We start from the raw sequence: 12,240 nt of genomic DNA on the forward strand, positions 1-12,240 counted from the left end.
ATGTTGCAGTGCAGGAGACGGACAATACCCCCGGTGGGAGTAGGGTGCAATAGGAATAAATAGGGTGTGTCCCTATTTATATATAAGATGCGTCATCCTGAGTTAATTCGGTGACGCATCAAGAGCCGCGCCACGCGGGGCTTGCCGCTGGGGTATGCACCAGGAGGGTGCCTCCACGCCTGGGAAATGGCCATTTTTCCGATTATACGTCCCCAATTTAATGGGGAATTTTGCAGGTATGAAGCGATGCTTGGCGTTGCGGAAATGCAAATGCATCCGCCGGCCTGCGCTGCCGCGGCCGGGGAAAAAGAAGAACCCGCCATTCAGGCGGGTCCTCAATCAGGAAGAGGTCGACGTAGGCGTCGTGGTGGGAGGCGCGGAACTCGACTCAGCGTCGGACGATGCGGCGGCAGGTTTCTTGCGCGGACGTCCGCGCTGCCCCGGGGCGACCCGGCGGCTGGCCGTATGAGCCAGGCTGGCGATAAAAGCGGGACCGCCCAGCGCCCATTGTCCGGAGACCGCCTGGTCGATGCGCTGCGTTTCCTCGCGCGACAGGCCGTCCTGCAAGCGCTTGCGGTAATTGGCCTGGCGGTCGAACGGGGTATTGCCACAGGCCCAATAGTCCGCGTGATCCGACTGCCACTGCGCTGGAGCCGCGGTAGTATTGCCGGTATGGCTGGCGGCGGAGGACCAGGGCCAGGAATCCGGATCCTGCGATGCGCCGCTGCGCACCGGATAGGTTTCCAGCCAGACCAGGGATGGCAGCACCCAGGCGCCCGGCTCCAGCAAGGCCGAGCGGTAGCGGCCCGCGAAGACCCGGCCGCCGCGTAGGCGCGCCGCCAGGTTGCGGCCCAGCGTTTGCATGAGGCGGGGCAGGCCTTCCTCGTCCGCGGGCGTGGCCAGCAGCAGGATGCGGTCATTGGCCAGCAACCAGCCGTGAACCGAGACGCGGTGGCGTTGGGCGGACTCGCCCAGCCACGTGGCCAGTTGGTTCAAGATGTCGGCCGGCGCGGGTTGCGACGGCGCCGCCAGCGGCTGGATGAAGTTGGCCTGCACCAGTTGGGGCAGCCCAGGGGCGTACAGACGGGGCAGACGGGCCATAGTGTCAGGACTTGCGTATCTGGAAGAACGGGTTGTCTTCGCTCACGGTATATAAATAGTGCCACGGTGGGCGCTGGTCAAGTCCCGTGATCATGTCGGGGCAGGAAATCGCATTTTTTTTCTGTCGTTCGTACCCCATAAAGCCCAGGTTAACATTCGGCGACGGAACGTCGCACCGTGGGTATCCCCTAATCCGCGGGCGTTTTTTCCGACCCCTACGACCGGAGGAAAGCAATGGCAGTCGCCCTGGAACTCATTTCGCAGCATCGCTGCTTCGGCGGCTGGCAGCGCTATTACCGCCACGAGTCCGCGGAGATCGGCCTGCCCATGCGCTTCTCCGTCTACGTGCCGCCGCAGGCAGAACAAGGTCCAGTGCCGGTGCTGTTCTACCTGGCTGGCCTGACCTGCACGGAAGAAACCTTCATGATCAAGGCGGGCGCGCAGCGCCTGGCCGCGGAGCTGGGCGTCATGCTGGTCGCGCCGGACACCAGCCCGCGCGGCGCCAATGTGCCTGGCGAAGAAGAAAGCTGGGATCTGGGTACCGGCGCGGGCTTCTACGTGGACGCCACCACGCCCGCCTGGCGCGGCCACTACCGCATGTACAGCTACGTGACGCAGGAACTGCACGGCATCGTCACAGGCGAGGCGCTGCCCGGCGACGCCTCGCGCACCGGCATCTTCGGCCATTCCATGGGCGGCCATGGCGCGCTGGTGCTGGCGCTGCGCAACCCCGGCAAGTTCCGCTCGGTGTCGGCGTTCGCGCCTATCGCCGCGCCCAGCCAGTGCCCCTGGGGCAAGAAGGCGTTCGGCGCTTACCTGGGCGACAAAGTCGAGGATTGGGCCGCTTACGACGCGTCCGCGTTGATGCGGGGCGCGGCCAACCCGTTCCCCGCCGGCATCCTGATCGATCAGGGCGAGTCGGATCAGTTCCTGGCCGAACAGTTGTATCCCGAGGTATTCGAGGCGGCCTGCGCCGCCGCTGGACAGCCGCTGGACCTGCGACGCCACCCGGGCTACGACCACGGCTACTACTTCATCTCGACCTTCATCGAGGATCACATCCGGTTTCACGTCGAGCGGCTTGGAAAACCGGCGCCCTGAGGGGGCGCTTCTATACTGGCGAGCCTGCCGCCGCAGGCTTATATCGCGCCCTGGGGCGCCGCCTGCGGTCTGTGCTCAATAGGAACGCCTGATTTGATCAACGGAATCGCTCCCTTCGTCTGGATACTGTTGGGCGCCGTCGTCGTCCTGCTGCCTGGCATCGTCATGCTGCTGGGCCGCGGCGGCCCGCGCGACGAGCGCGGCCGCAAGGTGTTCCAGTTCCGGCCGGTGCGGCGCTTGTTCGGCCTGATGCTGGTGCTGCTGGGTTGTGTGTCGGGCCTGCTGGCGCTGTCGCTGGTGCAGTTCTTCCGCCTGACGGCCGACGAGCCGGTGGCGCGCATCGAAGTCCGCCAGGTGGCCGACGGCCAGTTCCAGGTCAACGCCAGCGCGCCCGGCACCGGGAGCAAGCAGTACGTGCTCTACGGCGACCAGTGGCAGATCGACGCGCGGGTGGTGCGCTGGCGCTTGCCGGCGTTGATGGCCGGCGTGCCGCCGCTGTATCGGCTGGAACGCTTGTCCGGCCGCTATAGCGACGCGGCGCGAGAGGCCTCGGCCACGCGTTCGGTGCATGCGCTGGACGACTGGCCGGCGCCTGATCTGGCGTCGCTGAAGAAGAATTTCCCGAACTGGTTCCCCTTTGTCGATGTCCAATTTGGCAGCGGCGCGTATATGCCGATGTTCGACGGTGCGCGTTACCAGGTGCTGATGGATCCGCGCGGGGCGCTGTTCGTGCGACCCGACGGCGAGGCCACGGCCGAAGGCCTGAAACGTCTGGGCTGGTAGTGGCGCTTCCGCACCGCGTCCGCTGAGCGAGCTGGCTGCCCCCTGGGAGGCGTGTGGCCCTCGCCGTGACACGGCGAGGTAGCGGTGGACCCCGCCACATCAAAAAATAAATGGGGACATATTTCTATCAAGGAAACTTTGACGCGCCGCAATAGTCGAATTAGCACTCCCAATACTAGAGTGCTAACATCGAATCCATGTCGTTATCCCTTCGCCATCCGGAGACCCCCGCTATGAAGCAACCCAGTACCTCGTTGGCCGCTTCCGGCAACGCCCTGGCGTTGGCCATCGCCAATCCGGGCGCACTTGGCACGATCGACGCTTATATCTCCTCGGTCAACCGCCTGCCGGTCCTGTCCGCGGAACGTGAAACCGAGCTTGGCCGCCGCCTGCGCGACCAGGAAGACCTGGGCGCAGCGCGCGAACTGATTCTGTCGCACCTGCGCCTGGTGGTGTCGGTGGCCCGCCAGTACCTAGGCTACGGCTTGCCGCATGCCGATCTCATCCAGGAAGGCAACGTCGGCCTGATGAAGGCCGTCAAGCGCTTCGACCCCGAGCGCGGCGTGCGCCTGGTGTCGTTCGCCGTGCACTGGATCAAGGCCGAAATCCACGAATACATCATCCGCAACTGGCGCCTGGTGAAGGTTGCGACCACCAAGGCCCAGCGCAAGCTGTTCTTCAATCTGCGCAGCATGCGTCCCGACGGCCAGACGTTGGATCCGGACCAGGTCGACCACATCGCGCGCGAATTGAACGTGCGCCGCGAGGACGTCAGCGAAATGGAAGTGCGCCTGTCCGGCCGCGACATGTCGCTGGAAAACCAGGACGACGACGATGACAGCTACGCGCCCATCGCCTACCTGTCCGACGAAGGCCGCCAGGAACCCACCCGGGTGCTGGAACGTGCCGCCCGCGACCAGTTGCAAAGCGCCGGCCTGACCGACGCGCTGCAAGCGCTGGACCCGCGTTCGCGCCGCATCGTCGAGGCCCGCTGGCTGCAGGATGACGGCGGCGCCACGCTGCACGAACTGGCGCAGGAGTTCGGCGTGTCGGCCGAGCGCATCCGCCAGATCGAAGCGGCCGCCCTGAAGAAGATGCGTGGCAATCTCGCGTCCTGAGCCTGCTTGAGCCACGCAAAGGGCCGCTGATCGCGGCCCTTTTGCTTTTCCGGCGGACCCGCGGCCGCGCATGAATAAATTGATACAAATTCGAGCGGAAATTTTGCGCGGCGCAAGAAACTTAATGAGGATCGCCCCGCCTAACTTCATGTAGACCGCGAACTTCGGTTAGCAGTCTTGTCATCCGTCTCGGCTTCTCCTCTTTCCCCTCCCCTATGAGACGGATGCTTGCGGGGCACCATGCATATCTGGTGCCCCGTTTTTTATGCGCGTCCGGTTTGGGATGGCGGGCTCGGCGTACGCCATGCGCCGCCGGCGCGAAAAAGGGCGACTTGCCTAGGCCGCCTGGGCGTTGTCGGCAGCCGCCTTGGCGCCATGCCACAGCGCGTCCTGCACGCGCCGCACGCCGGTCGCCATCGAACCGTCCTGGTACAGCTTGATCCAGCGATAGCCGGGCGCCATGTTGTCCACCACGTGCTTGCCGTCGCGGATGCTGAACTGAAAGCAGGTCGACGGCGTGGCCAGCATGCGCAGGTTGTGGCGGCGGCGGTCGAACTCGTGATGCACATGGCCCCACAGCAGCACGCGGACCTGCGGCCAGCGCGTCAGCAGTTTGAAGAGCGCCTGCGGGTTGTCGATCATCATCGAATCGTGCCAGTGGCTGTCGATCTGCATGGGATTGTGATGCATGGCGATCAGCGTGTGGCGGCCCGGCGTCTCGGCCAGCGCGGCTTCCAGCAGGTCGAGCTGGCTCGCGGGCAGATGGCCGGCGTTGGAGCCGGGCACGGTGGTGTCCAGCGCGACCACGCGCCAGGCGCCCACGTCGGTCACCGGAACCGACCATTGCGGCAGTTCCTGGCGCATCACGGCCGGCAGGTCATGGTTGCCCGGCAGGCAGCGGATGCTGGCCTGCGCCAGGGCGGGCGCCTCGGATAGAACGCGCGCCAGTCGGCGATAGGCCGCGGCCTCGCCGTCCTGGGACATGTCGCCGGTGGCCAGCAGCAGATCGGGATGCTTGCCGTCCGCTTCGATCTGGCGCAGTACCGCGCGCAGGCTGGCGTCCGTGTTGACGCCCAGCATCGAGGTTTCGGGCTCGCCGAACAGATGGCTGTCGGTCAGCTGGACCAGCATGGCGGGCGCGTCGTCGCGCCGGGTCAAGGAATGGATCCGGGCCAAGTGCCGCTCCTGCAAAGTTTTTGTGCGATTCCACATTACCCAAAAAACACGGCGCGACGCGTATCGCTTGTCCGCATTGGGGTAACGAAACGTGCATTCTCCACGATTCCAGACAGTTTCCGGCCCGATCGCGGGGGAAAAAGCCGCTATTCTTGTGGAACTTCACACAAGCTCCACCAATAGAACATGGATGTAGGTTTTCTCGTATTCGGCCTGGCAGGCTTGCTGACGCTGGTCTGTTTCATGCCGCCTTTGGCGGGCCGTCTCAAGCTGCCCTACTCGGTGCTGCTGGCCATCGTCGGCTGTCTGCTAGGCATCATCGTGCACGTGCACGGTTGGGCGCCCAGCTGGATCGGCGACTTCCTGGACTCGCTGGAACGCTTCGAGATCTCGTCCGAAACCTTCCTGATGGTGTTCCTGCCGGTGCTCTTGTTCGAGACCGCGCTGTCCATGAACGTGCGGCGCCTGATGGACGACATCGGCCCCATCCTCATGATGGCCATCGTGGCCGTGGTGGTCTGCACCGTGGTGGTCGGGCTGACGCTGGACGCCATCTCGCCCTACGGCCTGGTGGTCTGCCTGTTGCTGGGCGCCATCGTCGCCACCACCGACCCCGTGGCCGTGGTGGGCATCTTCCGCGAAGTGGGCGCGCCCAAGCGCCTGACTACCCTGGTCGAAGGCGAAAGCCTGTTCAACGACGCGGCCTCGATCGCCTTGTACTCGGTGCTGCTGGCCGTCCTGGGCGGCCACGGCGAACTCACTGCCAGCGGCATCTTCAACGACTTCATCGTGCACTTCATCGGCGGCGGCGTGGCCGGCTTCGCCATGGGCCGGTTGGCCTGCTTCCTGTTCGCCTGGCTGCGCGGCTTTCCCACCGCGGAAATCACGCTGACGCTGACACTGGCCTACCTGTCCTTCTTCATTTCCGAGCACTACCTGAACGTGTCGGGCGTGGTCGCCACCGTGATCGCCGGTCTGGTGGTCGGGTCCACCGGGCGCACGCGCATGTCGCCCACCACCTTCGAGTACCTGTCCAGCGCCTGGGAGCAATTCGGGTTCTGGGCCAATTCGCTGATTTTCCTGTTCGCGGCCATGCTGATTCCCAAGCTGATGGCGGCCGCCGACTGGCAGGAACTGGCGCTGGTGGCGGTGGTGTTCGTGGCGACGCTGGTGGCGCGCGCCATCGTCGTCTTCGGGCTGCTGCCCTTGTTGGGGCTGACCCGGCTGGGAACCAAGGTCAGCAACCCCTATAAGGTCGTCATGCTGTGGGGCGGCCTGCGCGGCGCCGTGTCGCTGGCGCTGGCGCTGGCCGTGACCGAGCAGACCGGCGTGGCCGAAGAGGCGCGCCAGTTCATCGCGGTGGCCACCACCAGCTATGTGCTGCTGACCTTGTTCATCAACGGCATCAGCCTGCGCCCGCTGATCCGCATGCTGGGCCTGAACCAGTTGTCGCCGGTCGAGCGCACCATCCGCAACCAGGCCCTGGCGGTGGCGCTGGAAGACCTGCAGGGCAAGACCGAAGAGGTCGCCAAGACCGAGCACATCGGCACCGAGGTCCGCGACCGCATCCGCGCCGTGTTCGATGCCAGCCTGACCAGCGTGCACGACGGCCAGGTCAGCCAGATGACCGACGACCAGCGCGTGTCGGTAGGCCTGGCCATCGTGGCCCAGCGCGAAGAGGAAATGTTCTTCGATATCCTGAAGGCGCAGATCGTGGACTGGCGCATGGCCGAAACCCTGCTGGCGCGGGCGGAAAGGCTGGAGGACGCGATCCGGCTGGGCGGTATTCCCGGCTTCGAGCGCGCCATTGTTGCCGACGTGCGCTATTCCACCGGTTTCCGCCTTGCCCTGCGCCTGCACTACCTGTTCGGCTTCCAGGGCTGGCTGGCGCGCGAACTGGGCCAGCGCTTCGCCAACCTGATGAGCAAGCGGTCGGTGGCGCAACGCCTGATCGCCTTCGCGCGCGAACAGATCACGCCGCTGCTGGGCGAGGAAGCCACGCAGCGCATCGTGTCCCTGCACCAGCGCCGCCTGGACCTGATCGAAAACGCCATGCAGGCCCTGAACCTGCAATACCCGTCCTACGCGCAGTGGCTGCAGGAAAGCTACCTGGGCCGCGTGGCCCGCGAAATGGAGCGCATCCGCTACCGCGACATGCTGGAGCAGTTCCTGATCAGCGGCGAGGTGTACGCGGACCTGATGGCGCAGTTGAAGAGCCGCTGGGCCCACATCGACAAGCATCCGCCGCTGGACATCGAAATGAGTGCGGCCGAACTGATCAAGCGCGTGCCACTGTTCGAAGGCCTGTCCGCGGACTCTTTGCGCGCCATCAGCAAGCTGCTCAAGCCGCGCCTGGCGCTGCCGGACCAGCGTGTGCTGACCAAGGGCCGTCACGGCGAAGAGATGTGTTTCGTGGCCTCGGGCGCCGTGGCCGTGCATCTGCCCGACAACACCATGATCGAACTGGGCAGCGGCGAATTCTTCGGCGAACTCGGCCTGCTGGGCGAACAGCAGCTGATGCCGGAAGTGACGTCGCTGGGCTACAGCAAGCTGCTGATGCTGTCCTCGCGCGATTTCCACGCCCTGCTGGCGCGTGACGAGCATCTGCGCGAACGCATCCAGGTCGTGGCCAAGCAGCGCCTGCGCGCGATCGAAGTGTGGAAGCAGTTTTCGCAGGCCAATGCGGCGCCCGCTCCGGTCCCCGCGCCGGTGTCGGCGCCGACACCAGCGCAGGCCGCCGAGGCTGCGGAAGCGGCAGGCGCTGCGTCGGGTTCCGAGGTGCTTGCGGCCCGCGAGGCCCGGGGCGCGGACGCGCCGGCCGCAAGCGACGTCCGGGACAACCCCGCGGATAGTCCCGCAGACAACCCGGTGGACAAGCCCGCGAATACCCCGCCTTTGGGCGAGCCGGGCATCGTTCCGCGCTAACGCTAGCCCCCGTGGATGCCCGCGCATCCGCGGGACGGGATGCTAGGCCGGGATTTCGCCTGCCGCGCGGCGCTGCATGATGTCTTCGACGATCACCAGCGCCGCTTCCAGCGTGAATTCGCCTTCCGCGATCTGACGCACGGCGGCGGCCGCTTCGATGGTGGCAATCTCCATTACCTCGCCATCCCGGTTGGCGGGACGGGCATCAGCCGCGAGCACGCAGGTGCTGGTCAGGACGTCTTCCACCTGATAGCCCTCGGGCAGGCGGCGATGGATGCGCAGGATGGTGCGCAGGGGCGAACGCCGCTGCAGGTCGGGCTCGTCCAATCCCGCTTCTTCGCCGCATTCGCGCACCAGCGCCAGTTCCAGGTCTTCACGACTGCCGGCCAGGCCGCCAACCAGTGTGTCCCACATACCGGGATCGGTTGACTTGCTGAGCGCACGTCGTGCGACCCACAGGCGGCCACCCGGCGTCCAGGCATTCAGATGCACGGCCTTGGTAAGCAGGCCCAGCGGCCGCACCGCCGCGCGTTCGATCACTCCCAGCGCATCGTCGCCATCCAAAACATCCAGCAATTCGTCGCGCCAGCCGCGCAGGCAGTTGGCTTGGCGCAACAGTTGCGCGGCTTGTTCGAGCACGCTGTTCAGGTCTGCGCCGGGTTGCAGGTCCGCCCCGATGCGCAAGGTTTCACCGTCCGTCACGATGCCGGGCGCGTCGCGCAACGCGTCGCACGCCGCATGCGTGGCCCAGCCGCAGCGGCGCCCCGCTATATATAAAGCGCGCGCGCCTTCGGGGGCGGGCTCTTGCGCGCGGGCGCGCAGGTCGGCGTACAAGTCGGACAACTGCTTGGGCATCGTGGGACCGTGGTGATGATGTTGCCGACGATTTTATGCCACCCTGTTTTACGGCGCGCGGTCAAGGGGCGCGGCCAGATGGGGGCGGGGCCGATGAATTCAAGGGCGCTAACTTACATCTGTTTGCGCGTCCGCTATAATCCGGCAGTTTCTTTGTGATTTCGAGTGGGAACGACAGGGGCCGCTCTATCTCCCTGCCACGCCCTACCATCTAATAATTGCGCGTTGCCCGGTTCCGGCGACTTCCGCCACTAGCGAACGGACCTTCGCGCCGTGTTTCGAGGTAAGCATGAAGAAGTGGAGAGGGATACTGGGGGCTTGTGCGATGCTGATTGGCAGCGTGGCAGGTGCTCAGGTGCAAGACATGCCCGGCGGCCCGAAGGTCAATCAGCTCAACCTGCATGAAGGTGTCACGGCGATCTCGCGCGACATCATGTGGTTGCATTGGATGTTGCTCACGATCTGTATCGTGATCTTCATCGGCGTCTTCGGAGTGATGTTCTACTCCATCTGGGCGCACCGCAAATCCAGGGGCCACAAGGCCGCGACCTTCCACGAGCATCTGGGCGTGGAAGTTGCCTGGACCGTCATCCCGTTCATCATCGTCATCGCCATGGCGTTGCCGGCCACCAAGACGGTGGTCGCGATGAAAGACACCTCCAGCGCCGACCTCACCGTGAAGGTCACCGGCTATCAATGGAAGTGGGGCTACGAATACCTCGACGGCTCGGCCACCGGCATCAAGTTCCTCTCGACGCTGTCCACGCCGCGCGCGCAGATCGAGAACCGCGAGCCCAAGGGCGAGTTCTACCTGATGGAAGTGGACAACCACCTGGTCGTCCCCGCGAACAAGAAAGTCCGTATCGTACTGACCGCGGCCGACGTCATCCACTCCTGGATGATTCCGGACTTCGGCGTGAAGCAGGACGCCATCCCCGGCTTCCTGCGCGACACCTGGTTCAACGCCGACAAGCCCGGTATCTACCGTGGCCAGTGCGCGGAACTGTGCGGCAAGGATCACGCATTCATGCCCATCGTCGTGGAAGTCATGGCGCAAGCCGACTACGATAAGTGGGTTGAAGACCAAAAGAAGAAGATGGCGGCAAACGCCGACGATCCCAATAAAGAGTGGACGGAAGCCGAACTGGTTGCCCGCGGCGAAAAGGTTTTCGCGGCGAATTGCGTGGCCTGTCACCAGGCCAACGGCAAGGGCATCCCGGGCAGTTTCCCCCCGCTCGACGGAGACAAGGTTGTTCTGGGCCCGAAGGCGGAACAGATCAACACCGTGCTGAAGGGCAAGCCCGGCACCGCGATGGCGGCATTCGGCGGGCAGCTCAACGATGTCGAGATCGCAGCGGTCATCAGCTATACGCGCCATGCCTGGAGCAATGCAGGCAAGGGGCAGGACCCGACGGTTCTACCGAAGGACGTGGCGGCTGCGCGCTGATTGCGCGCGCCTGGTCACACCCTCGCAGAACCGGTTCCGTTTAGTTAGAGATACCCTGCCGGCCCCGTGAATCGGGCCCGGCACTCAGCAGGAAGGAGTCCATCATGAGCAGCGTCACTGTAGACCACGTGTCGCCGGGCCACGGCCACGGTCACGATGACCACCACCACGCCATCCCCACTGGTTGGCGCCGCTGGCTTTTCGCCACGAACCACAAAGACATCGGGACGATGTATCTCATCTTCTCGTTCGTCATGCTGCTGGAAGGCGGCACGCTGGCACTGCTGCTGCGCACCGAGCTCTTCGAGCCGGGCCTGCAGTTCTTCCGCCCCGAACTCTTCAACCAGTTCACCACCATGCACGGCCTCGTCATGGTGTTCGGCGCAGTCATGCCGGCCTTCGTGGGCTTCGCCAACTGGATGATCCCGATGCAGATCGGCGCCTCCGACATGGCGTTCGCCCGCATGAACAACTTCAGCTTCTGGCTGCTGCCGGTGGCCGCGATCATGCTGACCGCGTCGTTCTTCGTGCCTGGCGGCGCCACCGCGGCCGGCTGGACGCTGTACGCGCCGCTGTCACTGCAGATGGGCCCGGGCATGGACCTGGCGATCTTCGCGCTGCACATCATGGGCGCTTCGTCCATCATGGGCGCGATCAACATCATCGTCACCATCCTGAACATGCGCGCGCCCGGCCTGACGCTGATGAAGATGCCGCTGTTCTGCTGGACCTGGCTGATCACCGCCTTCCTGCTGCTGGCCGTGATGCCGGTGCTGGCCGCCGCCATCACCATGGTGCTGACCGACCGCCATTTCGGCACGGGCTTCTTCAACGCCGCCGCCGGCGGTGACCCGGTCCTGTACCAGCACGTGTTCTGGTTCTTCGGGCACCCCGAGGTCTACATCATGATCTTGCCGGCGTTCGGCATCGTGTCGGCCATCGTGCCCGCGTTCGCCCGCAAGAAGCTGTTCGGCTACGCCTCCATGGTCTACGCCACCGCTTCGATCGCCGTGCTGTCCTTCATCGTGTGGGCGCACCACATGTTCACCACCGGCATGCCGGTGACGGGCCAGCTCTACTTCATGTACGCCACCATGCTCATCTCCATCCCGACCGGGGTGAAGGTGTTCAACTGGGTCGCCACGATGTGGCGCGGCTCCATGACGTTCGAGACACCCATGCTGTTCTCGATCGGCTTCATCTTCGTGTTCACCATGGGCGGCTTTACCGGGCTGATCCTGTCGGTGGCTCCGATCGACATCCAGGTCCATGACACCTACTACGTGGTCGCGCACTTCCACTACGTGCTGGTGGCGGGCTCGCTGTTCGCCCTGTTCGCCGGCGCCTACTACTGGGTGCCCAAGTGGACGGGCCGCATGTACAGCGAAAAGCTGGGCAAGCTGCACTTCTGGTCGACGCTGATTTCGTTCAACGTCACCTTCTTCCCGATGCACTTCCTGGGCCTGGCAGGCATGCCGCGCCGCTATGCCGACTACGCCGGCCAGTTCACGACTTTCCACCAGATGGCCACCATAGGCGCGTTCTGGTTCGGCCTGTCGCAGTTGATCTTCCTGTGGGCGATGGTGCGTTGCTACCGCGGCAAGGGCGACGTCGCCTCGGCCAAGCCGTGGGAAGGCGCCGAAGGCCTGGAATGGACCGTGCCGTCGCCCGCGCCTTTCCACACCTTCGAAACCCCGCCCGAAGTGAAGTGAAGCAGCCTTTCATGTTCCAGGT

At 64.9% G+C, this 12,240-nt stretch carries 9 protein-coding genes; 6 read left to right on the forward strand and 3 right to left on the reverse strand.

What is annotated here, in order from left to right:
- Positions 1 to 339: 339 nt before the first annotated feature.
- Positions 340 to 1,101 (reverse strand): hypothetical protein, encoded by a 762-nt coding sequence (locus AC3WOB_RS18185; RefSeq protein WP_013390968.1) that lies wholly within the window; start codon positions 1,099 to 1,101, stop codon positions 340 to 342.
- Positions 1,102 to 1,335: 234 nt separating this feature from the next.
- Here AC3WOB_RS18185 and fghA point away from each other — a divergent pair, with 234 nt between their 5' ends.
- The 3 genes from fghA (at position 1,336) to rpoH (ending at position 4,103) form a co-directional block, all read left to right on the forward strand.
- The gene (gene fghA / locus AC3WOB_RS18190; RefSeq protein ID WP_492275781.1) at positions 1,336 to 2,202 is read left to right on the forward strand and encodes an S-formylglutathione hydrolase; all 867 of its coding nucleotides are present in this window, start codon (positions 1,336 to 1,338) and stop codon (positions 2,200 to 2,202) included.
- Between the two features lie 93 nt (positions 2,203 to 2,295).
- Complete coding sequence (locus AC3WOB_RS18195) at positions 2,296 to 2,985, forward strand: hypothetical protein (protein WP_207469200.1); 690 nt, start codon at positions 2,296 to 2,298, stop codon at positions 2,983 to 2,985.
- A gap of 233 nt (positions 2,986 to 3,218) precedes the next feature.
- Positions 3,219 to 4,103, forward strand: coding sequence for an RNA polymerase sigma factor RpoH (rpoH, locus tag AC3WOB_RS18200; RefSeq protein ID WP_173144569.1), 885 nt, complete (start codon positions 3,219 to 3,221; stop codon positions 4,101 to 4,103).
- Positions 4,104 to 4,439: 336 nt separating this feature from the next.
- Here the strand turns inward: rpoH and cpdA are convergent, their stop codons facing one another.
- Positions 4,440 to 5,279 (reverse strand): 3',5'-cyclic-AMP phosphodiesterase, encoded by an 840-nt coding sequence (gene cpdA, locus AC3WOB_RS18205; protein WP_492275782.1) that lies wholly within the window; start codon positions 5,277 to 5,279, stop codon positions 4,440 to 4,442.
- Positions 5,280 to 5,465: 186 nt separating this feature from the next.
- On the opposite strand from cpdA, the gene AC3WOB_RS18210 reads away from it, so the two are divergent.
- Positions 5,466 to 8,204, forward strand: coding sequence for a cation:proton antiporter (locus AC3WOB_RS18210; RefSeq protein ID WP_492275783.1), 2,739 nt, complete (start codon positions 5,466 to 5,468; stop codon positions 8,202 to 8,204).
- A 42-nt stretch (positions 8,205 to 8,246) separates the two neighbouring features.
- Here AC3WOB_RS18210 and AC3WOB_RS18215 read toward each other — a convergent pair whose 3' ends face one another.
- The gene (locus AC3WOB_RS18215; protein WP_492275784.1) at positions 8,247 to 9,059 is read right to left on the reverse strand and encodes an NUDIX hydrolase; all 813 of its coding nucleotides are present in this window, start codon (positions 9,057 to 9,059) and stop codon (positions 8,247 to 8,249) included.
- 289 nt (positions 9,060 to 9,348) lie between these two features.
- Here AC3WOB_RS18215 and coxB point away from each other — a divergent pair, with 289 nt between their 5' ends.
- Together coxB and ctaD are read left to right on the forward strand one after the other, a co-directional pair.
- Positions 9,349 to 10,506: a cytochrome c oxidase subunit II gene (coxB, locus tag AC3WOB_RS18220; RefSeq protein ID WP_041652075.1), complete on the forward strand. Its 1,158-nt coding sequence runs from the start codon at positions 9,349 to 9,351 to the stop codon at positions 10,504 to 10,506.
- A 104-nt stretch (positions 10,507 to 10,610) separates the two neighbouring features.
- Positions 10,611 to 12,218: a cytochrome c oxidase subunit I gene (gene ctaD, locus AC3WOB_RS18225; protein WP_173144564.1), complete on the forward strand. Its 1,608-nt coding sequence runs from the start codon at positions 10,611 to 10,613 to the stop codon at positions 12,216 to 12,218.
- Positions 12,219 to 12,240: the final 22 nt, after the last annotated feature.

It is taken from the genome of Achromobacter sp. FW305-C-30-7, assembly GCF_058783105.1.